Consider the following 21,866-nt stretch of genomic DNA (forward strand, 5'->3'; position numbering starts at 1 on the left):
TTAAGGCTTAAAAGATTAAAACGACAGAAAAAAATAAAATTGCTAAAAAGCATTTTGGACAGAATTTTTTACAAGATGAGAAAGTTTTATCACAGATTGTCCAATCCATTCCCAAGGAATTTAGAAATTTAAAATTCATTGAAATTGGGGCTGGCTTAGGTGATCTAACAAATAAGCTATTAAGCTTAGGAAATATCACTGCTTATGAGGTTGATAAGGAATTAATCCCTTATTTGAAAGAGCGTTTTAAAGTAGCCCTTGAAAATGGACAATTAGAGCTCAAAATTGGCGATATAATAGAAATTTGGAGTGGAGAGAGTTTAGAGGATAAGCCTTACTTTCTTATTTCTAATTTACCTTATTATATTGCCACTTTATTGGTAGTTAAAGCAATCAAAGATCCATTGTGTAAGGGTTGTGTCGTGATGACGCAAAAGGAAGTTGCCTTAAAATTTTGTGCAATTCAAAATCAAAGTGATTTTAGTGCTTTAAGTGTTTTAGCCCAAAGCGTGGGGGAAGCAAAGATGCTTTTTGAAGTTCCACCAAGTGCTTTTGTGCCTCAACCCAAGGTAACTTCAGCCGTATTTTTGATAGAAAAAAATCAGATTCCATCAAGTGATTTTTTTGTAAAGCTAGAAGAATTGCTAAAGATTGCCTTTAGTGCTCCAAGAAAAACGCTTTTTAACAATCTCTCCAAGGTTTATTCTAAAGAAAAAATTATGGAAACTTTGGAGACATTAGGGATTGTTTCTAGTAAAAGACCTCACGAGATTGATACGACCGATTATCACCGACTTTTGAAATTACTATAAAAGGCGGATTATCATGGAAGAAAAAGAAACACAAAATACACAAAATATTCCTTCACAAGAAACAACAGAAACACAAAGGGAGCCAAATAAAAGGCGTTTTAGACCAAGAAACAATCAACAAGGAGAGGAAAAACAAGCTCAAAATGGACAGCATCGACACAATCAACGCTTTTCTAAAAAATCTCAAAATTCTACACAAGGCGATCAGAAATTTCGTAATAAAAATATGGGAGGCAAAGAATCAAGCCATATTGATTTAAAAAAAGCGGTGGAAGTGAATGCAAGAGTGCATCAAAATTCACTCACTACCTATTCTCAAGCACATTTTAATCCTAATGCAAAAGTTAGAATTACTCCTATTGGAGGACTTGGAGAGATTGGCGGAAATATGACAATCATTGAAACGCAAAATTCTGCCATTATTATTGATGCGGGGATGAGTTTTCCTGATAGTGATATGCATGGTGTTGATATTTTGGTGCCAGATTTTAGTTATTTAGAAGCGATTAAAGATAAAATTGCAGGGATTGTAATTACACACGCACATGAAGATCATATTGGCGCTATGCCTTATTTATTTAAAAAATATCAATTTCCTATTTATGGGACTCCACTTCCTTTGGGTTTAATTGGATCAAAGTTTGATGAACATGGGCTTAAAAAATTCCGCTCTCTTTTCCGCCCAGTAGAAAAGAGAAAACCCATAAGAATTGGTGAATTTGAGATTGAATGGATTCATATCACGCATTCCATTGTAGATTCAAGTGCTTTAGCTATTAAGACAGAAGCAGGAGTGATTTTTCATACAGGAGATTTTAAAATAGATCACACCCCAATAGATGGATACCCAACAGATTTAAATCGAATTGCACATTATGGCGAACAGGGAGTTTTGCTTTTGTTAAGCGATTCAACAAATTCGCACAAATCGGGTTATACGCCAAGTGAAGCAAGTGTTGGACCTGCTTTTGATACGCTTTTTTCTCGCGCTAAGGGGCGTGTGATTATGAGCACTTTTAGCTCTAATATTCATCGCGTTTATCAGGCTATTCAACATGGATTGAAATATGGGCGTAAAGTCTCAGTGATAGGGCGATCCATGGAAAAAAACCTAGAAATTGCAAGAGCTTTAGGATATATTGATTTGCCACAAAATATTTTTATTGAAGCACACGAAGTCGCAAAATATGCAGATGAAGAAGTTTTGATTGTAACAACTGGTAGTCAAGGTGAGACAATGAGTGCGCTTTATCGTATGGCAACAGATGAGCATAGGCATATTAAAATTAAGCCAAGTGATATTGTGATTCTTTCAGCTAAGGCGATTCCTGGAAATGAAGGATCGGTGTCTAATATTTTGAACTTTATTAACAAAGCAGGAGCAAAGGTTTATTATCAAGACTTTAGTGAGATTCATACAAGCGGACACGCTGCACAAGAAGAGCAGAAGCTTATGTTGCGACTTGTAAAGCCCAAATTTTTCTTGCCAGTGCATGGAGAATATAATCATATTTTAAAGCACAAAGAAACAGCTATTTCTTGTGGAATTGATGAAAAGAATATTTATCTTATGGAAGATGGCGATCAAGTGGAAGTAGCACATAATTATTTGCGTAAAGTCCGAAGCGTAAAAACCGGCAAAACATATATTGATAATCAAGTTAATGCAACTATTGCTAATGATATTGTTTTGGATAGACAAAATTTGGCTGAAAATGGGATTGTTAGCGTGATGGTGCAAATTGATAAGGCTAAAAATGCCCTTATTGGTAAGCCTAGAGTGCAAACTATGGGAATTATTGCGAATAAAGATATTATGAGTTTTAATAAAGAGATTGAAGAGTTTTTTAGCCTTTTTGTTAAAAATTGCAAAAAAGAACTCTATAATAGCCAAAAAGCAATGGAGAATGAGGTGCGTAATGCCCTAAGAAAGCTAATGTTTAAGAAAACTAAGCGTTATCCTATTATTTTTCCAAATATTATTTTTAACTAGAATCCTTGTGATTCTTGCCTAGATTTTATTGAAGGATTGAAATGTTTGAGTGGATTTTGAGTGCAGAAATGTGGGTTGCTTTGCTGACGCTCATTGGCTTAGAGATTGTTTTGGGGATTGATAATATTATTTTTATTGCTATTTTGGTAGGTAGGTTACCAAAAGAGCAAAGACAGAGGGCAAGAATCTTTGGTCTTGGTTTAGCCATGCTAACGCGTTTGATGCTGTTACTCTCACTTTTTTGGATTATGAAGCTTACAACTCCGCTCTTTAGCGTGTTTTCGCAAGATATTTCTGGGAGAGATATTATTTTGATTCTTGGAGGTTTGTTTTTGATTGCAAAATCTACCTTAGAAATCCACCATGATATTGATAATGCCGGTGAAAAGAGTGATGAAAATCTATTAAAAGAAGGAGCTAAGCGAGGATTTTTTAGTGTGCTTATTCAAATTGCAATTTTAGATATAGTGTTTTCGCTTGATTCGGTTATTACAGCAGTGGGAATGGTTAATAATATAGAAATTATGATGATTGCTGTTATTGTAGCGGTTTTGGTAATGATGCTTGCAAGCAAGAGCATTTCAGAGTTTGTTGATGAAAATCCAACCATTAAGATTCTTGCCTTAGCTTTTTTGATCTTGGTGGGCGTAACTTTGGTAGCAGAAGGTTTGGAATTTCATATTTCTAAAGGTTATATTTATTTTGCTATGGCATTTTCTTTGGGGGTGGAATCAATTAATATTTATATCAAAAAGAAACACGCTTCACAAAGGAAATCTTAAAAAATGGCTACCAAAACCCTAACTATTATTGATACTTTTGGTTTTTTATTTCGGAGCTACTTTGCACTTCCTCCATTAAAGAATCACAATGGATTTCCAACAGGACTTTTGACAGGCTTTGCAAATTTAATTATGCAGTTACATAAGGATTATCCTAAAGATTATCTAGTGTTTGCCCTTGATTCTAAAGGAGAAAATTTTCGCAAACAAATCGATCCGCTTTATAAAGCAAATCGCCCAGAAGTGCCACAGGATTTGAAATTGCAACTTGAGGTTGCCATAAGATGGGTAGAAGATATGGGCTTTAAAAATATTAGTATTGAAGGCTTTGAAGCAGATGATGTGATTGCTTCTATTAATAAGCAAGTCAATAAGCTTGATGTTAATGTGCGAATTATTAGCCACGATAAGGATCTTTATCAGCTAATTGATAAAGATACTTTTTTGTTTAATCCTAGTAAAAAAGAAGAAATTAGAGAAGAAGAATGTAAAGAAAAATATGGCGTTTATCCTAGTCAATTTGTAGATTATCAAAGTATTGTGGGTGATGGTGTAGATAATGTCCCCGGGGTGAAGGGCATTGGGGCAAAGGGTGCGGCTAATTTGCTAAATAATTTTGGTAGCTTAGATGCAATTTATGAGCATTTAGATGAGATTCCGCAAAAGCGAACTAGGGAGCTTCTAAGTGTGGCTAAAGACGATGCATATCGCAGTAGAGAGCTTGTAAGGCTTAGAGATGATTTGTTAGAAGAGTTTGATTTAAGTGAATGTAAAATGCCTCAAGACTCGCCCTTGCTTAAAATCTTGGATTCTTTAAGAGAATATGATTTAAATAGTATTTTAAAAAAAATAAACAAAAATGCTACACCTCAAATAAAAGATACGCCAATCAAATCACAAGAAAACAAGCAAAAAAAGCAGTTTGTTTATAAGCCACATTTGATTGGGAGTGATTTAGAGCTTAGGGAATTTTTTATGGCATTGCCCAAAGAGAGTATTTTTTCTTTTGACACTGAAACAACTTCTTTAGATGTAAGAAAGGCAAAGATTGTTGGCTTCTCTTTTAGTGTAAATGGTATAGATTGTTATTATGTCCCTATTGCACATAATTATTTGGGTGTTGAATCGCAAGTGAGTTTGGAATGTGCTAGAGAGTGTATTAAGCAGATTTTTCAATCTCAATGCGTGATTGGTCATAATCTCAAATACGATCTCGAAATTCTAAAAACAAATTTTGATTTTGTTACAGAGGATTTTTCAAAAGTACGCGATAGTATGCTTTTGGCTTGGCTTTTACAGAGTGATTCTCTTTGCAATTTAGATTTTTTGATGAAAAAATATTTTAATCACGAAATGATTCATTACAAAGACATTGTAGGTAAAAATGAAAATTTTTCAAATATCTCAATTCAGTGTGCATGTGAGTATGCTAGTGAAGATGCAGCAGCTTGCTATCAGCTTTATTTTAAACTTCAAAGCTTAGCGGATAAATCGCTTTTAGAGATCGCACAAAAAGTGGAATATCCCTTTATTCAAAGCTTGATGAGTATGGAGTTATTAGGTATTAAAATTGATTTGGAATATTTTTTAAGATTAAATGCGCAATCAAGAGAGAAGTTGCATCAAATCTCTGAAGAAATTTTTATTTTAGCCAATAAGCGCTTTAATCTTAATTCTCCCCAGCAATTAGCGAGTGTTTTGTTTGATGATTTAAAGCTACAAACAGGCAAAAAGACTAAAATAGGTTATAGCACTTCTGAATTGGTGTTAAATTCACTTTATGATTCGCATCCCATTATTCCTAAAATTTTGGAATATCGAGAATCTTTTAAACTTTATAGCACTTATATTGAGCCTTTGATTGAACACGCAAAAAATAACTTAGAGCATCGAATCTACACTTCTTTCATGCAAACAGGCACTAGCACAGGACGCCTTAGTTCCAAAAATCCTAATTTGCAAAATATTCCTGTAAAAACTTTAGAGGGAAGACGCATACGCGAGGGCTTTATTGCAAAAGAAAATTGTTTGTTAGTGAGTTTGGATTATTCACAAATTGAATTGCGCCTTTTAGCGCATTTTTCGCAAGATAAGGCAATGATTGATGCATTTTTACAAGATGCAGATATTCACCTAGAAACAGCCAAAAAGATTTTTGGGGAGGAAATAGCACAAGAGAAACGAGCAGTTGCCAAAAGTATTAATTTTGGTTTAATTTATGGAATGGGTCCTAAAAAGCTTTCTGAAACACTCAAAATTAGTTTTCAAGAAGCCAAAACTTATATCCAAAATTATTTCACTTCTTTTCCGATGATTAAGGATTTTTTAAAAAAACAAGAGGAATTTATTTTGGAGAATGGTTATTCTAAAACGCTTTTGGGCAGAATGAGAAAATTTGATTTTGATGGGATTCAAGAATATCAAAAGGCAGCTTTTTTAAGGGAGGGAATTAATGCAATTTTTCAAGGTAGTGCAGCTGATATTATCAAAATGGCAATGAATAAAATTATACACTCCTCTTTAGAATCAAAGTTATTATTGCAAGTGCATGATGAATTGATTTTTGAAACTCCAAAAGAAATAGCTAGTGAAGAAGCCAAAAAGATTGCTTTAATTATGGAGAATATTGCCACACTAAGAGTGCCGCTTAAATGCAGCATAAGTATTGGAGAGAATTGGGGGAAATTAAAATAGGTAAAAAATCACTTCTGTTTCTCTTTGGCAATTTCTCTTAGAGTGCTTTTGATGCATTCCATCTCTTTTGCCCATTCTTTCCATAGCCCTTTTCTTTTGTTTCTTGCAACACTCTCTAATGTTTCTAATTTTGTAATAACTTCTTCTTGAGTGAGATCAAAATATTGAACCACTCCATAACCATCTTTGATAATTTGCTCATTAAATAAATTTCCACCATTTTGCAAAAAACACCAGCCATTTTGATAGCTTAGAAAATATATTTGTTCAGAAAAAATTTTATTTTGTGTGTAATTCATTGCAAAATGGTGCATTGCTTTTAGAGTTTTTGGGTTAATTTCACAAATATCTGATTGGAAGTTTTTGCTAGGGGTAGCCACGCCATAAAGCTGACAATAAAGCCTTCCAAAATCCTTAGAATAAACTCCAAATAGTGCAGGGGCGTAAATGGACTTTAGAATTCCTTGTAAAGGAATGGGAGTAAAAACAAGCGAAAAGAGTGGCATACAAAATAAGGCTAAAACTAAAAAGGTAATCCTAAAAAATTTCATTGAATCCCGCTTGCTTTAAGAAGGCTTTGCACGTAAGGATTTTTTGGATTTTTAAAAACTTCTTGGGTTTTGCCACGCTCAAGTGCTTCGCCATTTTTTAAGACAATGACATTTTGACAAAGAGTAGCAATGACACTTAAATCGTGGCTAATGCAGAGATAGCTTAAGCGGTATTGTTTGGATAGTTTTAGAAGTAAATTAAGAATCTGTTTTTGTGTATTTTTATCTAAAGCACTTGTTGGCTCATCAAGTAGTAAGACTTTTGGTTTTAAAATCAAGCTTCTTGCAATACTCACTCTCTGCCTTTGTCCGCCACTTAGCTCATTAGGATAGCGCTCCAAAAAGCTTTCATCTAAACTTGTATCCAAAAGGACTTGTTTGATTCTAGCTTGGCAATCTTGGATATTGTGGGCAATTAGCCCTTCTGCTAGGATTTGGGCGATGGTCATTTTGGGATTAAGTGAGCTAAAGGGATCTTGAAAAATCATTTGGATATTTTTTCTAAAATCCCTTAATTTTTCTCCTTGAAGTAAAAAGAAATCTTGATTAAGTAAATCCACTTTTCCTTTGGATTCTACTAAGCGGCAAATAGCGTTTGCAAGAGATGTTTTACCACTGCCTGATTCTCCAATAATACCCAAACTCTCCCCCTCTCTTAACTCAAAACTAAGAGGTTTAAGAGCTTCAAAACTCTCCAAAGTTTTCCCCCAAAAGCTTTTTTTAGTAGGATATGAAACTTGCAAGTTTTCAACTTCTAAGAGTGGTTTTCCAAAATCTAAGTGAGTATTGTAAGAGAAATGAAGGGATTGCACCAAAAGTTTAGTGTAAGGATTTTGTGGATTTTTAAAAATATTTTGTGTAAAACCTCTCTCGATAATTTCACCTTGTTTTAATACAAGAATGGTTTTGCAGAGTTTGGAGATCACTAAGAGATCATGGCTAATAAACAAAACACTAAGATGAAGCTTTTTTTGTAAAGATTGCAAAAGCAAAAGAATTTGTTCTTGCGTGGTGGAATCTAAAGCGGTTGTGGGTTCATCAGCAATAAGAAGTTTGGGTGAGTTTGCAAGGGCGATGGCAATGCAGATTCTCTGCCTTTGTCCCCCGCTTAATTCATAAGGATATGATTCTAGCACTTTTTGTGGTAAATGGACATTTTCTAAAAGCTCTATTAATTTACTTTGAAGATCTGTTTTAGGGAGGTTTGGATTGTGGATTAAAAGTGCTTCGGCAAGTTGCTTTTTAATTTTATGAAGTGGGTTTAGGGCGCTAAGTGGCTCTTGAAAAATATAGCTAATTTCTTTGCCACGAATCTTTTGCATTTTAGTTGATGAGTATTGAAGTAGATTCTGTCCCAAAAAGTTAATTTCACCTTTTTGGTATTGGAGATTAGGAAGGAGTTGTAAAATGGCATTGCCTAGCATAGATTTTCCACTGCCTGACTCTCCAACAATCCCTAAAATACTCCCTTCTTCAAGTGTAAAAGAAATGTTTTTTAGACTAAAATTGCCAAGCTTTAAACAAAGATTTTTAATTTCTAAAAGTTTCATTATTTCCCTTTAAGCAATCTCGCAATCCCTCTCCAATGAAAACCAAAAGACAAAGTAAGATACTAAGAGTAAAAAATCCGCTTAAGCCTAGCCATGGGGCGTTAAGATTGTTTTTGCCTTGGGCTAAAATTTCCCCTAAACTTGCATTGGGTGGCGGTAATCCAAGCCCTAAGAAATCCAAAGAAGCTAGAGTGGTGATACTTCCGCATAAAATAAAAGGCAAATAGGTTAGCAAAGCCACAAGGGCATTAGGTAAAATATGATAGAAAATAATCCGATAGTGGCTTACTCCAAGCATTTTTGCAGCTTTAATATAATCAAGATTCCGCACTTTTAAAAATTCCGCTCTCACAAAAGGAACAAGCGCAATCCAAGAAAATAAAAGTACAGCAAAAAGGATAGTCCAAAAGGTCGGTTGCAATAAACTAGCTAAAATAATTAAGATAAATAAAATAGGCATTCCACTCCAAATCTCAATAAGTCTTTGTCCAAATAAATCAATTTTTCCTCCAAAATATCCACAAATAGCACCGATTAAAAGCCCAATAATGGAGCTAAAAAAGGTGAGAATAAAAGCAAAGAGTATGGAAGTCTTAAGCCCATAAAGCAAACGCGCCACAACATCTCTACCTAAATCATCAGTGCCTAGAGGATTTAAAAGACTTGGTGGAGTAGGAGCGGGAGAGGGTAGTGTATAGATAATTGTATCATAAGAATAAGGGATAGGTGGCATAATTAAAAAACCCTTTTGTTTGATTAGATCTTGCAAATAAGGATCATTGTAGTTGGCTTCACTCTCAAAATCTCCCCCAAAGGTAGTTTCAGGATAATTTTGAAAAATAGGAAAATAGCTTTGATTGTCATAGCGGATATAAAGAGGCTTGTCATTAGCGATAAATTCCGCGTTAAGGCTAATAATGAAAATCCCCAAAAAAATCCATAGGGAATAAAAGGCTTTTTTGTTGGCTTTAAAAGTGTGGTAATGTCGCTGTGTGAAAAATCCCATTTTATACCTTCTGGAAGTTGATTCTAGGATCAATTAAAACATAGAGCAAATCGCTAATTAGCGTGATGATTAATCCAAAAAGCGTAAAGAGATACAATGTCCCAAAAATCACAGGATAATCGCGCGTGATAATGGATTCATAACCAAGTAATCCCAGACCATCTAAAGAAAAGATAATTTCTACCAAAAGCGATCCGGTGAGCAAGATTCCAAGTAGAGCTTGGGGAATTGATGAGAGAATTAAAAGCATTGCATTGCGAAAAATATGTCCATAGAGCACTTGATTTTGGTTTAATCCTTTGGCAAAGGCAAGCTTGACATATTGTTTGTGAATCTCCTCTAAAAAAGAATTTTTTGAAAGCAAGGTCAAGGTCGCAAATCCGCCAACGCTAAGGGAGATGACTGGTAGTGTAATATGCCAAAAATAATCTTTTATTTTTTCTAATAAAGAAAGCGATTCGAAGTTGTCGCCTATGATTCCACGCAAAGGAAACCAACTAAAATAAGTCCCTCCTGCAAAGAAAATAATTAGTATCAAGGCAAAAAGAAAAGTGGGAATCGCATTGCCAATAATAATGAGTGTGCTTGTGAAGTGATCAAAAGGAGTGCCATTATGGATAGCTTTTTTAATGCCTAAGGGAATGGAGATAAGATAAATAAGCAAAGTGCTCCAAAGTCCAAGAGAAATAGAAACAGGAAGCTTTTCTACAAGGAGATCTAACACGGAAGCATTTTTGTAAAAACTCTCTCCAAAGTCTAAGAAAACATAGTTTTTTAGCATTAAAAAATATCTTTCCAGTAGCGGTTTGTCGAATCCATAAAGGGTATTAATTTTTTGGATTGTTTCTGAATCTAGCCCTTGATTTTTATAGATTCCACCACTAGAGACTTCACCTTGTAGATTCTGTGATTCTAATTTAGCAATCATTTGCTCAACAGGACCACCTGGGGCGGCTTGAATGATAAAGAAATTAAGCGTGATAATCCCAAAAAGAGTAGGAATAATAAGCAAAAGTCTTTTTAGGATATAAGTTCCCATACAAATTCCCTTAACGCCTAAAAGATGGATATTTTTCTTGTATTTTTAAAAGTTTATTTTCATTAACCCACCAAGTTTCAAATCCGACATCATAAATGGGTGTAATTTGGGGATGTTCTAAAAAATTCCAAAAGGCGATTCGGAAAGTTTTTGTATGAAAATGTGGAATTACATAATAATTCCACAAGAGCACTCTATCAAGTGCTCTTGTTGCAGTAAGCAAGTCTTGATAGTCTTTGGCGTTAATGATTTTTTGTATTAGAGAATCAATTACAGGATTTTTAATCCCCGCATAATTATAGCTACCCTTTGCATCAGCAGCACTAGATCCCCAAAAAAAGCTTTGCTCATTACCTGGAGAGAGGCTTTGGGGGAAAACTCCTACAATCATATCATAATCAAAGGCGCGAAGCTGATTAATGTATTGGCTAACATCAACTAATCTAATTTTCATTTCAATGCCTAAAATTTGCAAGTTTCTAGCAAAGGGTATGGCAACGCGCTCCATCGCAGGAGAAACAAGTAAGAGCTCAAAAACAAAGGGTTGATTATTTTTATCATAAAGCTTACCATTTTTTGTTGCAAAACCGGCTTCTTTAAGTAGTTTTTGTGCTTTTTTAAGATTGTCTCTATTGTTTCCATTGCCTTGTGTTATAGGGAGCTTGAAACTTTGGGTAAAAAGCTCTTGTGGGAGTTTATCTCTAAAAGATTCTAAGAGTTTTAATTCCTCTCCAAGTGGAATCCCAACACTTGCAAATTCGGAATTATCAAAAAAGCTTGTTGTCCTTGCGTATTGATTAAAAAAGAGATTTTTATTGCTCCATTCAAAGTCAAATGCTAACCCTAAAGCTTCTCTTACTCTAATGTCTTGAAAAATGCTTTTGCGTAAATTAAAAACAAAACCTTGCATTCCACTAGAGAGGGAGTGCAAGATTTCTTGTTTGATAATCTCGCCACTATTAAGCGCCTTGCCATTATAACCTAAAGCCCAATTTTTAGCACTCATTTCTTGTCTGTAGTCATACCTCCCTGCTTTAAAAGCTTCAAGTGCTACAGAATCATCTTTGTAATAATCAAAAGTGATTCTATTGAAATTAAAATATCCAATGCGCGTTGGGTGATCTTTTGCCCAATAGTTTTCTACTCTTTTGTAAGTGATGCTACGCCCAGCTTCAAAAGATTCAATTTTATAAGGACCACTTCCAAGTGGGATTCTAAGTGGGTTTGCTTTGGGGGTTGTGGTTTCATAATAGTGTTTAGGGAGAATAGGTAAATCCCCTAAAATTAAAGCTAATTCTCGATTTTTAGAATCTTTAAAATTAAAGCGAATAGTGTGTTTATCTACCACGATAGCTTCTTTAATGTCAGCATAGTAGCGATTCATTGAAGGATTTTCTCCGCGCGCAATGAGATTAAAGCTAAATTCAACATCAAATGCGGTAATTTCTTTGCCATCATTGAATCTTGCATTGGGATCAAGATGAAAAATCACAAAGGTATTGTCTTTTGCTCTTTGGATTTGTTTGGCAATAAGCCCATATTGGCTGCTTGGTTCATCTAAAGAGCGTACCATTAGTGTATCATAAATTAGATGTAGCCCTTGAGCACTTGTGCCTTTAAGCAAAAAATCATAAAAACTATCAAAAGTCCCAATGGCATATTCTTTGATATGTCCCATCTTAGGGGCATTGGGATTGACATAGTCAAAATGTTTGAAGTTTTTGTATTTCACTTCACCATTAATAGCAAAGGCATTGTCGCTGTAAGTGTCTGCGCTAAAAAGATTCAAAATAAAGAAAAAAAGAAAAAATAAATAACGCATTGTATTCCTTGGATTTTTTCAAAAAACTTTTTTGATTCTAGCAAATAAAAGATTATTTTTACTTAACATTTTATTAACATTTCTTCACTATACTTTCGCGTTTAATTTTACTTCAAAAGGATTAACAATGACAAAACAATTTCGCAATATTCACATTTATCTTAGCTTGTTTTTTCTGCCGGTTGCATTAATGTATGCGCTAACAGGGGTTTTGTATATTAGTGGGTTTAACCAAGATAGCGGAGCAACTAAGAACACTTACATTCTTAATGCCGAGATTGCTAAGGGGGGAGAAGTAGAGGCGATGTTGAATTATTTGCAAAGTAATAATATTCCTTTACCCTCTAAAACAGAGCCTACACTTAATAAACGCGGTGCTTTGAGCGTGGGTGGAGCGCATTATTCAGCAAGTATTGCTAAAAGCGGTGAAAATCAATGGACTATCACAACGCTAGAGCGCTCTTTTATTGGCGATCTTATTATGCTTCATAAAGCAAAAGCCAAATGGTATTTTGATGTTTTAGCTATTGGTTTTGGTATTACGATGGTTTTGCTTTACCTCTCTGGATTGATGATTACTCTTTTTAACTCTAAGAAAAATAGAAATATTCAATATGGGACAATTTTGGCAGGCTGTCTTGTAAGCATTGTTTTGGGCATTTTAAGTGTAATGTAGTCAAGAATGGATTTTTCCATTCTTGAATCTGCATTGCTTTTATTCTCTCAAATAATGCGTAAAAAGTTTCTTAAAGCTCACCAAACCAAAGAAGCAAATATCGTAATTAAAACAATCGAAAATAAATTAACCCATACGCCATATTTCATCATTTCTATTTGTTTGACATAGCCTGTTCCATATACAATTGCATTAGGTGGAGTTGCCACAGGTAGCATAAAGGCACAACTTGCACCAAATCCAATTACAAGCGGCAAGATATGTTCTGGCATTCCAATAGCTTCGCCAACTACTCCAAAAATCGGCACAAGTAGAGCAGCACTTGCTGTGTTGCTTGTAAATTCGGTTAGGGCAATGATGAAAAAGGCTACTACGATAATAATAATTAGCCAATGGCTATTGCCAAAGATTTGTGCTACACCATTTGCCAAAACTGCACTAGCTCCAGAATCTTTTAAAATCGCACTCAAAGCTAATCCCCCACCAAAAAGCCACAAAACACCCCAATCTGTATTGTTTTGAATATCTTTCCAAGTGGCTACTTTGGTAACCCCAATAGCAATTGCACAAGCAAGGGCAATAATGGTGTCTAAATCATCAATACCCCCCAAAAGAGAACTGATTTTTGCACTAAATATCCATGCAAGTGCAGTGAGGGCAAAAATGATTAGGATAATGGTTTTTTTGTGATTCCATTGTGTGTTTTCTAATTCTATGCTAAATTGAGTGTTTAAATTAGGCTTCAAAAGTAAATACAAAATAATGATGCAGCTAGGTAACATAATTAGCATAAATGGTATTCCAAGCTTCATCCAATCAAAAAAGTTCATTTGCAAATATGCAGCTGCAATTGCATTTGGTGGGCTTCCAACCAAAGTTCCAAAGCCTCCGATACTTGCACTATATGCCACACCCAAAAGCACAAACACAAAAGTATTGCGGTCTTTGTCTATTTTGAGATTAGATAGAATACCAAGTGCCAAAGGTAGCATAATAGCAGCAGTGGCAGTGTTGCTAATCCACATTGAAAGAAGGGCAGCAACACAAAAAAGCAGGATAATAGCTAAGCTCATTTTGCCTTTTGCTAAGTAAATGAGATAATTTGCAATGAAACGATCTAGTGCTTGAATATGCAATGCACTAGCAATCGCAAAACCTCCAAAAAACAGGAATATTACCGGATCAGCAAAAGTTTTTAATACGCTAGAGGTATTTTCTAAGCCAAAGATTACTGCCAAAAAGGGCACGCACAATGCAGTAATGGCAGTATGGGTAGCCTCTGTAATCCACAAAATCCCCACAAAAATCAAAATGCAAATCCCGATGTTTGCATTTCTCTCAAAGGGTAAAAAAGTATATAAAAGTGCAAAGATAAGAATATCAATTGCAATAATAATTAGAGATTTTTTTATTGATTCCAAATCAATTTTCCCCTATTTTTGGATTATTTGAACCAATTTTTGATTTTATCCACAAGCCCTTCTAGGCAGTTGATAGGCTTTGCTTCTTCATAGCCAAAAGATTGATGTAATTCATTGAGTAGTGATTTTTGTTTTTCTTCAAGCTTAGTAGGATAAGTAATATTAACAACAGCAATAAAATTTCCTTTTTTATTACCATTGACACTTTTCACACCTTCACCATGAAAAACAAATTGTTGTTTGTCTTTGACGCCAATGGGGATTTTAAGCTCTAATTCTTTGGTTAGTGCAGGAATCTTAATGGTTCCTCCAAGCATCACAAGAGTAAAAAACACAGGGACTTCTAAATAAATATCATTATGATGGCGGATAAAATGTTCATCTTCTAGAGCTTGGATTTCAATGTATAAATCTCCCCTTGTGCCATCTGGCATAAGATTCCCGCGTTGGGTTACTCGGATTTGATTATGACTATCAACACCTTCTGGGATATTGACTTCAAATTTCTCTTTTTCTTCTTTGTAGCCTCTGCCATGACATTTTTCGCATTTTTCACTAATCATTTGTCCGTTTCCATGGCATTTAGAGCAGGTTTGAGCAAAAGTCATAAAACCTTGTGAAAAAGTTTCTCTACCGCTACCTTTACAAACTTTGCAAGTTTCTACCTTTCCATCTTTTGCACCGCTTCCTTGGCAAGAATCGCAAGATTTTTTATAAAGGATTTCTATTTCTTTTTTGCAGCCAAAAACCGCTTCTTGAAAGGTTAATTCAAGGGCTATTCCCAAATCGCGCGGATATTTTTCATTTTTCTTACTTCTTTGGCTAAATCCGCCAAAACCTCCAAAATTGCCACCAAATACCGAATTAAAAATATCAAAAATACTCTCTCCCATATCGCTAAAGCCAAATCCGCTACTCTCCAATCCCTTTTTACCATAAGTATCATAAATTTGTCTTTTTTCGCTGTCGCTTAAGATTTGATAGGCTTCATTGACTTTTTTAAACATTTCTTCGGCTTCTTTATTATCAGGGTTTCTATCTGGGTGGTATTTTAAAGCCATTTTGCGATAAGCTTTTTTGATTTCATCTCCACTTGCATTGCGCTGCACTTCTAATATTTCATAATAATCAAATTCTTCCAAATTAATAACTCCTAATTATTTTAAAAAATTAATGGCAGATTCTAGCTAATTTTAACTAGATTTATTATTAACTTTACTCTTGGATTTGGGGTAGATTTATTGATTATTCATTTAGTTGCAGTTATAATCTACTTTAGATTTAATAGGCATTTTTTTAATATAAAAAGGCTAGGGTAATATTTTATGAAATCACTTCCAGAAAGTTTTGCAAAATTAGTAGAATCTTTAGAAAAACTTCCAAGCATAGGTAAAAAATCAGCAATGCGTCTTGCTTATTTTTTGGCTTTTGAAGATAAATTTAGTGCCTTGCAGATTGCCCATAATATTGAGCATTGTATGCAAGAGTTACGAATTTGTGAAGAATGTTTTGGGATTAGCAAAGAGTCAGTTTGCGAGATTTGTTCAAATGCGATGCGAAACAATGGCGAACTTTGTATTCTAACAAATCCTAAAGAGATTTTTTTATTAGAAGAGAGTGGCGAGTTTCATGGGAAGTATTTTGTGATCACTTCTTTAGAATCGTTAAATATAAAGTTTTTGGAAAACAAAATTATAAGAGACAAAGTAAGGGAAATTATTTTTGCGCTTAGCCCATCTTTAAATAGCGATAGTTTAATGCTGTATTTAGAAGACAAGCTTAGTCATTTAGACTTGCAATTTACCAAAATTGCACAGGGAGTGCCAACGGGCGTGAGCTTGGAAAATATTGATCAACTCTCTATTATACGAGCTTTGCAGTCTCGCGTGAAGATTTAAAAGGGGGGAATAATGGTAGAGATTATAGAGAATTTAAATCTTTATATTGTTATCATTGGTGTGATTTTGTTTATCAGTGTTTATGCAAGTAAAATTTCAGAGAAAATTGGAATCCCATTGTTGCTTATGTTTTTAGGGATTGGAATGTTGCTTGGAAGTGAGGGGATTGGTGGAATTGAATTTGATAATGCACTGCTAACTCAAGCCATAGGGACAATTGCATTGATTTTTATTTTGTATAGTGGAGGGCTTGACACTTTTTGGGAAGAAGTGAAGCCAGTTGCGATTAATGGAATCTTGCTTGCAACATTTGGTGTTTTAATTACAGCCTTGGTGATGGCTTGTTTTATTTATTTGATTTTAGACTTTACATTTTTAGAATCAATACTTTTGGGTTCGATTGTTTCTTCTACAGATGCCGCAGCAGTTTTTATGATTCTGCGTTCTCAAAAGATTAGGCTTAAAAATAATATCCGTCCGCTTTTGGAATTAGAATCAGGAAGCAATGATCCTATGGCAATTTTTTTAACAATTATTGTTTTGCAAATTCTTACGATGCCTCAAGCTAATGCGGTGAGTGAATGGTTTTTTTATTTTGTTATACAATTTGCGATTGGAGGGGTGCTTGGGCTAGTGTGTGGCTATCTATTCCCTAAGATTTGCCAGTTTATTAATATTTCTCAAGCAGGGCTTTATCCTCTTATTAGTGTAGCGTGGTTATTTATGATTTTTGGACTTTCTTCACTTTTAGGCGGAAATGGTTTTTTAAGCATTTATATTGCAGGAATTATGACAAATAAATTTGCTTTTCCTAATAAAGCACATATTATTGCCTTTCACGATGTGATTGCTTGGATGATGCAAATTGTAGTGTTTTTGGTTTTAGGTCTGTTGGTGTTCCCATCAGAACTCCCAGAAGTAGCTATTCAAGCCTTAATCCTTTCTTTAGTGTTAATTTTTATTGCACGTCCAATGAGTGTGTTTATTTCTCTAATGAAGAGTAAATATAGCACTAAAGAAAAAGCTTATATTTCGTGGGTGGGATTGAGGGGAGCAGTGCCTATTATTTTAGCTACTTATCCTTATGCTTATAAGCTTGAAAATTCACATATGATTTTTAATATGGTGTTTTTTATGGTACTTGTTTCAGTACTTTTACAGGGAGTTACGATTGGTTTTATGGCAAAACGACTTGGAATCATTGAAGAGTAGCTTGGAATTATTTTTGCTTTTTGTTTGCTAAAGAGATTCAATGTGAGGAGTTTTTGTGCGTTTTTTTGTTTTTTTGTTTTTAATGGTAGAAATTTTAGTGAGTTATGAAATTTATCAAGGAATAGCTCCTCAAAGCACTTATCATTCGCTATATGAAACAAGAAAGAATCGTTTGCTTGGTGTTTATGGGACTTATAATAAAGTAGAATCAGATGCTAATCTTGGAATTGTGGGTTTTGATTCTCAAAATCACGATTTAGATGAAAAACCTTTTGGGTTTGGAATAAAGGCAGGATATTTATTAAGCCCAAATCATAGAATCTCGCTTGGTTTTGAAAATACTTTAAAGAAAAATGGATTTTCTTATCGCACTTTAACTCTTGGTTATTCCTTCACTCCACGGATTCCAAATACACAAAGTTGGCGACTTTTGCTTGGAGTGGAAGCAGGATTGGCATTTGGAAAATTTGATTCTGGAAGTTTTGTGATTAATAATAGTGCTATGGGGAAACTTGATTATACTGGGCTAACTTATGGTGTTAGAGCTGGGGCAATTTATGAAATGCAATTTGGGGAGTTAGAGTTTGGCATTCAATCAAAACGATTAGATTTTGGGGAGGAGAGTAGTAGTGTGCTTATTAATGATGCTCCAACAGGGACGAGTTTGGATTTAAGCGACACTTCTAGCACGGGAATCTATTTTGGTTACAATTTCTTATTTTAAAGAGAATCTTTGATAAAGATTCCCAAAAATCCTTCTAAGAAATTCGTGTATCATCTCTTAGAAGAGCAATATGAAGCGTTTAATCATTATCATTCCATTACAACAGATTTGCCCGATCCATTAGGCGTTGCAAGACAATTTACAAGTGATAAAGTAGCGCTTTTTTGCGCTTTGTTTGCCTATGGAAATGCAAGGGCAATTGTGCGATTTTTAGAATCTTGTAATTTGTATTTTTTGGAGCAAACAAGCATTCAAAGCAATGCGTGTTTAAGCGAGATTCCCTATTGCACAAATAAGCCTTATCGCTTTCAAAACCAAGATGAAATACAAGATTTTTTTGAATCTCTTTTAATGAGTGGGAATTTATATGAAATTTTTTATCGAGCTTATAAAAAGGATTCTTTACTAAAGGGAATTGAAGCTTTGCAGAATCATCTCTATAACAATCTTCAAAACACAACAAAAGGCTTAGAATTTCTCATTGGCAAACCTCAATCTAATTCTCCTTTGAAGCGTTGGAATATGTTTTTGCGTTGGATGGTGCGTAAAGATTGCATTGATCTTGGATTTTGGGAGGGGATTAGGCGGAGTGATTTGATTTTGCCTTTAGATACGCATACCTTTAGAGTGTCTCAAAAGCTTGGTATTCTAAAAAGAAAAAGCTATGATTTAAAGGCAGCTTTAGAAGTGAGTGAGTTTCTAAAAAAGCTAGATTCAAAAGATCCAATCAAATATGACTTTGCTCTTTATAGAATTGGTCAGTTAGGACTTATTTAGCCCTTTAGACCAAGTAGAGTATTGAGCATTTCATCGATGGTTGAAACCATTTTGGCATTGGCGCTATAACCGCTTTGGTATTTGATTAGATTAATGAGTTCATCATCTACAGAAACTTCAGAAATCGCTTTGTATTCTTGTTTGACAGAAATATAAACAGCTTCTTTGGTTTCTAGTGTGATTTGTGTGCTTTCAGTTTGAGAAGAAACCCTTCCAGCAATATAGCGAAAATATCCACTAATAGTCTCACTTTGTTGTGTTCCATCTTGACTTGTAAAAGTGATTTTGTCATATTGGAGCTGTTGCATGAGGTTAGCAATTTCAAAGTTTCCATCAACAGGTTCTCGATAGGCGCGAATTAGTGTTGCATCGCTTTTGTAAGGTTCGGCAAGTTCAATATTATCCGCGCTATTTCCGGCAAAAAATCGGTTGATTCCAAGCGCTCCTGCAAAATTTGTCCCATCATCTTGAATAGAAATATAAATTTCCTCAGCAGGATTTTTTGAAGTAATGGTAAATGTCTTTGTCTCGTTATTGTAAGTAGCTACAAAGCGATCATCAAAGTCATCACTAGCATTCATATTGCCATTGTCATCAATGTTTGCATTGAGTTGATCTAAAACATCTTGCATACTTGTAAGATTGTCGATATTAACACTTCTTGAGCCAAGTTCTTCGCCTTTTTTGTTATACATTACTACTTTAAAACTTCCAGAATTGATATTGTAATCGCTAGTAACTAACGCATCTTGGCTGTTGATATTTAAGGTGTCGCTTTTTGCGCTTAGCTGCGAACTTTGTGCATAAATGTTGTTGGTTGCTTCAATGAGCCCATTTGCAAAGGTGTCTAAATCATTGATATAAACCTGTAATTTGCCCAAAGTTCCATTGCAATCTAACACTTCTTCAGTGCGGATTAAATCAAGTATAGCACCTACTTTTCCTTCATTGATAGCATTGGTAAGATTGTATTCTTTATGATCGCTTCTTAGATATTTAATTGTATAGATTCCGCTTGGATTTTGAGAATTATCAAGAGTGAGTGGATGAAATGAAGCGCCATCAACAATAGCTTTTCCGCCAACAGTGAGAGTGTAGCCATCATCAAAATCAGCAATATTTTCATTCACACAAGCACTGCCCATAACACCTTGTTTAAAAACATCACACCCAATGAGATTATTGATTTCAAATTCATATTGATCTCTTAAATCCCTTAAATCATTGGCTTTTTGATTGAGCTCTTTATATTCATATTCAGCGATTTTCTTATTAAGCTGCGCAATTTGCTCCCCTAGGCGATTAACTTCATCAACTGCCACCTTAAGTTCATTGTTTAAGCTTTTTTGAAGATTTACAAGCCTATCTCTTGTGTTAGAGATATTGTTAGCAAGTGTGGATGCTTGTTCAGCAAGGGCAATTTTTTGTGCAGAATCTCCGGATTTGGTCGATAAATCTTTCCAAGCATTAAAATAGTTTTGCAAGTCATTATAGATGCCCACTCCATCAACTTCGGGATAGTAAGATGAGGCTTCTTTTAAGCCTTCAAAGTTTTTTTCATAAAAGGTTTTTTCCGCACTTGCTTTTTTGTAGCGAGAAAAAGTGTATTCATCATGGATACGCTCAACGCTTAGGATATTTAATCCTTGTCCGATGACATAATTTGATGAAGTTTGAAGTGGTGTTTGTGCTGAACTTCTAACCACTTGGCGGGAGTAAAATTCATTATTAGCATTTGCAATATTGTGACTCACCGTATCTACCATAACTTGATGTCCGGTTAGTCCAGTATAAGGAGTGTTTAAAGAAGAAAGTAATCCACCCATAGCTTCTCCCCTAAACTTCAGTTTTTAAGAAAGAAGAATTGCTTAGAGTGCTTTTGCTATAGCCTTGTTGCTCTACAGGAACAATGTTGCGCAATAGTGAAGTGTAGAATTCAGAAACTGCTAATGACATTTTTCCAAAGCGATAATTAAGTTTTTTTAATTCTTCAAGTTTATCGTGAAGTTGTGCGGTGAATTCGCTTGCGCCTTCTCCCAAAAGCTTTTGTTTTTCCTCATAGCTTAGATCGGCAAGTGTAGCGTTTGGATAGTCTTTTTTTAGTTTTGTTTCAATGCTTTTGGCGTAAGCTTCTTTTTTGCGGATAAAGGAACTTGTTAGCTCTTCTTTTTGTGCGATTCTGGCAAAAATAGGTTCGTTTTTTGCTTCTTTGATATCTGAAATATCTTGTTCTGTAATTGCAATGAGTGCTTTAATGTCCTCTAATGCATCTTTTAAAAATTGCAAAGACATAGATAACTCCTAAAAGTGAATTATCTACTATCTAAGCAATTCTTGTGCCAATTTCTCTGCACTCTCCTTTAGATTGATTTGATAATTACCATTTTTAATGGCATTTTTGATTTCTTCTACTCTAGAAGAAGAAGCCTTTTGTGAAGAGGTTTTTTGTCTATCTTCTATCTGCTCATTTTTGGCTTGATTAACCGGTGATGTATTTTTATTGTTTATTTGATTAATCGTGCTTGAAAAAGCAGAATTACTCATTAAGTGACTAATCATTACTTTTTCCTTCTTTTGGTGTAAGTTTTATATCTCAATAAATCGACCATTTTTTTTAAAACTAAAGTTTTTTTCTGATATTTTTAGAAATGTCTTGCAAAAACTTCTCTGTTTCGGTCTTTGGCGGTGCTACATAGTCTTTCATATCATAAAGCGGAATATTTGCTCCCCCAATTTTTATGGTATAAAGTATGACAAAAAGCATAAAATAAATAAACAACCCAAAGCCAATGGAAGGTATAAACCAATCTTTCATTTTATTCCTTTTAGCTTTAAAAGTATAGCAAATTTTCTTATTTTTTAGATTAAGTTTGGTCTTAATATCTTTAAAAGATTCTTTTATTGTGGTA

At 34.6% G+C, this 21,866-nt stretch carries 20 protein-coding genes; 9 read left to right on the forward strand and 11 right to left on the reverse strand.

Annotation, left to right across the window (positions count from 1 at the left end; all coding sequences use genetic code 11):
* Positions 1 to 95: 95 nt before the first annotated feature.
* The 4 genes from rsmA to polA are packed head-to-tail and all read left to right on the forward strand — an operon-like array spanning position 96 to position 6,281.
* On the forward strand, positions 96 to 812 hold the full coding sequence (gene rsmA, locus MKD52_RS02720) for a 16S rRNA (adenine(1518)-N(6)/adenine(1519)-N(6))-dimethyltransferase RsmA (RefSeq protein ID WP_242099900.1): 717 nt from the start codon (positions 96 to 98) through the stop codon (positions 810 to 812).
* A 13-nt stretch (positions 813 to 825) separates the two neighbouring features.
* On the forward strand, positions 826 to 2,805 hold the full coding sequence (locus MKD52_RS02725) for a ribonuclease J (protein WP_242099167.1): 1,980 nt from the start codon (positions 826 to 828) through the stop codon (positions 2,803 to 2,805).
* A 41-nt stretch (positions 2,806 to 2,846) separates the two neighbouring features.
* Positions 2,847 to 3,587, forward strand: a complete 741-nt coding sequence (locus tag MKD52_RS02730; protein WP_112057540.1) for a TerC family protein — start codon at positions 2,847 to 2,849, stop codon at positions 3,585 to 3,587.
* 3 nt (positions 3,588 to 3,590) lie between these two features.
* Positions 3,591 to 6,281, forward strand: a complete 2,691-nt coding sequence (gene polA, locus MKD52_RS02735) for a DNA polymerase I (protein WP_242099168.1) — start codon at positions 3,591 to 3,593, stop codon at positions 6,279 to 6,281.
* Between the two features lie 8 nt (positions 6,282 to 6,289).
* On the opposite strand, the gene MKD52_RS02740 is transcribed toward polA, so the two are convergent.
* The 5 genes from MKD52_RS02740 to MKD52_RS02760 are packed head-to-tail and all read right to left on the reverse strand — an operon-like array spanning position 6,290 to position 12,249.
* A complete protein-coding gene (locus MKD52_RS02740; protein WP_242099169.1) occupies positions 6,290 to 6,832 on the reverse strand; it encodes a thermonuclease family protein in 543 nt (180 codons plus the stop codon).
* Positions 6,829 to 8,382: a dipeptide ABC transporter ATP-binding protein gene (locus MKD52_RS02745; RefSeq protein ID WP_242099170.1), complete on the reverse strand. Its 1,554-nt coding sequence runs from the start codon at positions 8,380 to 8,382 to the stop codon at positions 6,829 to 6,831. Before MKD52_RS02745 ends, MKD52_RS02740 begins: the two co-directional genes overlap by 4 nt.
* Positions 8,363 to 9,388: an ABC transporter permease gene (locus MKD52_RS02750; protein ID WP_242099171.1), complete on the reverse strand. Its 1,026-nt coding sequence runs from the start codon at positions 9,386 to 9,388 to the stop codon at positions 8,363 to 8,365. Before MKD52_RS02750 ends, MKD52_RS02745 begins: the two co-directional genes overlap by 20 nt.
* A gap of 1 nt (position 9,389) precedes the next feature.
* Positions 9,390 to 10,427, reverse strand: coding sequence for an ABC transporter permease subunit (locus tag MKD52_RS02755; protein ID WP_242099172.1), 1,038 nt, complete (start codon positions 10,425 to 10,427; stop codon positions 9,390 to 9,392).
* Between the two features lie 10 nt (positions 10,428 to 10,437).
* On the reverse strand, positions 10,438 to 12,249 hold the full coding sequence (locus tag MKD52_RS02760) for an extracellular solute-binding protein (RefSeq protein ID WP_242099173.1): 1,812 nt from the start codon (positions 12,247 to 12,249) through the stop codon (positions 10,438 to 10,440).
* A gap of 127 nt (positions 12,250 to 12,376) precedes the next feature.
* Between MKD52_RS02760 and MKD52_RS02765 the strand changes: the two genes are divergently transcribed.
* Positions 12,377 to 12,925 (forward strand): hypothetical protein, encoded by a 549-nt coding sequence (locus MKD52_RS02765; RefSeq protein WP_112057533.1) that lies wholly within the window; start codon positions 12,377 to 12,379, stop codon positions 12,923 to 12,925.
* 77 nt (positions 12,926 to 13,002) lie between these two features.
* On the opposite strand, the gene MKD52_RS02770 is transcribed toward MKD52_RS02765, so the two are convergent.
* The gene (locus MKD52_RS02770; protein ID WP_242099174.1) at positions 13,003 to 14,346 is read right to left on the reverse strand and encodes a DASS family sodium-coupled anion symporter; all 1,344 of its coding nucleotides are present in this window, start codon (positions 14,344 to 14,346) and stop codon (positions 13,003 to 13,005) included.
* A gap of 23 nt (positions 14,347 to 14,369) precedes the next feature.
* The gene (dnaJ, locus tag MKD52_RS02775) at positions 14,370 to 15,488 is read right to left on the reverse strand and encodes a molecular chaperone DnaJ (protein ID WP_242099175.1); all 1,119 of its coding nucleotides are present in this window, start codon (positions 15,486 to 15,488) and stop codon (positions 14,370 to 14,372) included.
* A 183-nt stretch (positions 15,489 to 15,671) separates the two neighbouring features.
* Between dnaJ and recR the strand changes: the two genes are divergently transcribed.
* The 4 genes from recR to MKD52_RS02795 are packed head-to-tail and all read left to right on the forward strand — an operon-like array spanning position 15,672 to position 18,957.
* Positions 15,672 to 16,244, forward strand: a complete 573-nt coding sequence (recR, locus tag MKD52_RS02780) for a recombination mediator RecR (protein ID WP_242099176.1) — start codon at positions 15,672 to 15,674, stop codon at positions 16,242 to 16,244.
* A 12-nt stretch (positions 16,245 to 16,256) separates the two neighbouring features.
* Complete coding sequence (locus tag MKD52_RS02785) at positions 16,257 to 17,456, forward strand: potassium/proton antiporter (RefSeq protein WP_242099177.1); 1,200 nt, start codon at positions 16,257 to 16,259, stop codon at positions 17,454 to 17,456.
* A gap of 55 nt (positions 17,457 to 17,511) precedes the next feature.
* Positions 17,512 to 18,180: a hypothetical protein gene (locus MKD52_RS02790; RefSeq protein ID WP_242099178.1), complete on the forward strand. Its 669-nt coding sequence runs from the start codon at positions 17,512 to 17,514 to the stop codon at positions 18,178 to 18,180.
* A 9-nt stretch (positions 18,181 to 18,189) separates the two neighbouring features.
* Positions 18,190 to 18,957 (forward strand): TIGR02757 family protein, encoded by a 768-nt coding sequence (locus MKD52_RS02795; RefSeq protein WP_242099179.1) that lies wholly within the window; start codon positions 18,190 to 18,192, stop codon positions 18,955 to 18,957.
* Here the strand turns inward: MKD52_RS02795 and flgK are convergent.
* The 4 genes from flgK to MKD52_RS02815 form a co-directional block, all read right to left on the reverse strand.
* Positions 18,954 to 20,783, reverse strand: a complete 1,830-nt coding sequence (flgK, locus tag MKD52_RS02800) for a flagellar hook-associated protein FlgK (protein ID WP_242099180.1) — start codon at positions 20,781 to 20,783, stop codon at positions 18,954 to 18,956. The two genes, MKD52_RS02795 and flgK, sit on opposite strands and share 4 nt — an antisense overlap.
* Positions 20,784 to 20,793: 10 nt before the next feature.
* Positions 20,794 to 21,249, reverse strand: a complete 456-nt coding sequence (locus MKD52_RS02805; RefSeq protein WP_181566549.1) for a hypothetical protein — start codon at positions 21,247 to 21,249, stop codon at positions 20,794 to 20,796.
* Positions 21,250 to 21,276: 27 nt separating this feature from the next.
* A complete protein-coding gene (locus MKD52_RS02810; RefSeq protein WP_242099181.1) occupies positions 21,277 to 21,516 on the reverse strand; it encodes a flagellar biosynthesis anti-sigma factor FlgM in 240 nt (79 codons plus the stop codon).
* Positions 21,517 to 21,577: 61 nt separating this feature from the next.
* The gene (locus MKD52_RS02815) at positions 21,578 to 21,772 is read right to left on the reverse strand and encodes a hypothetical protein (RefSeq protein ID WP_112057524.1); all 195 of its coding nucleotides are present in this window, start codon (positions 21,770 to 21,772) and stop codon (positions 21,578 to 21,580) included.
* Between the last annotated feature and the right edge of the window lie 94 nt (positions 21,773 to 21,866).

Origin of the sequence: Helicobacter sp. CaF467b (assembly GCF_022664765.1) — a bacterium.
In the GTDB taxonomy this organism is placed as follows: Bacteria; Campylobacterota; Campylobacteria; order Campylobacterales; family Helicobacteraceae; genus Helicobacter_D; species Helicobacter_D colisuis.

Excerpts from the sequence above, each read along its gene's own strand:
- MKD52_RS02725 (WP_242099167.1), top strand. The coding sequence starts at position 826 with ATGGAAGAAAAAGAAACACAAAATACACAAAATATTCCTTCACAAGAA.
- MKD52_RS02730 (WP_112057540.1), top strand. The coding sequence starts at position 2,847 with ATGTTTGAGTGGATTTTGAGTGCAGAAATGTGGGTTGCTTTGCTGACG.
- polA (WP_242099168.1), top strand. The coding sequence starts at position 3,591 with ATGGCTACCAAAACCCTAACTATTATTGATACTTTTGGTTTTTTATTT.
- MKD52_RS02740 (WP_242099169.1), bottom strand. The coding sequence starts at position 6,832 with ATGAAATTTTTTAGGATTACCTTTTTAGTTTTAGCCTTATTTTGTATG.
- MKD52_RS02745 (WP_242099170.1), bottom strand. The coding sequence starts at position 8,382 with ATGAAACTTTTAGAAATTAAAAATCTTTGTTTAAAGCTTGGCAATTTT.
- MKD52_RS02750 (WP_242099171.1), bottom strand. The coding sequence starts at position 9,388 with ATGGGATTTTTCACACAGCGACATTACCACACTTTTAAAGCCAACAAA.
- MKD52_RS02755 (WP_242099172.1), bottom strand. The coding sequence starts at position 10,427 with ATGGGAACTTATATCCTAAAAAGACTTTTGCTTATTATTCCTACTCTT.
- MKD52_RS02760 (WP_242099173.1), bottom strand. The coding sequence starts at position 12,249 with ATGCGTTATTTATTTTTTCTTTTTTTCTTTATTTTGAATCTTTTTAGC.
- MKD52_RS02765 (WP_112057533.1), top strand. The coding sequence starts at position 12,377 with ATGACAAAACAATTTCGCAATATTCACATTTATCTTAGCTTGTTTTTT.
- recR (WP_242099176.1), top strand. The coding sequence starts at position 15,672 with ATGAAATCACTTCCAGAAAGTTTTGCAAAATTAGTAGAATCTTTAGAA.
- MKD52_RS02785 (WP_242099177.1), top strand. The coding sequence starts at position 16,257 with ATGGTAGAGATTATAGAGAATTTAAATCTTTATATTGTTATCATTGGT.
- flgK (WP_242099180.1), bottom strand. The coding sequence starts at position 20,783 with ATGGGTGGATTACTTTCTTCTTTAAACACTCCTTATACTGGACTAACC.
- MKD52_RS02805 (WP_181566549.1), bottom strand. The coding sequence starts at position 21,249 with ATGTCTTTGCAATTTTTAAAAGATGCATTAGAGGACATTAAAGCACTC.
- MKD52_RS02810 (WP_242099181.1), bottom strand. The coding sequence starts at position 21,516 with ATGATTAGTCACTTAATGAGTAATTCTGCTTTTTCAAGCACGATTAAT.
- MKD52_RS02815 (WP_112057524.1), bottom strand. The coding sequence starts at position 21,772 with ATGAAAGATTGGTTTATACCTTCCATTGGCTTTGGGTTGTTTATTTAT.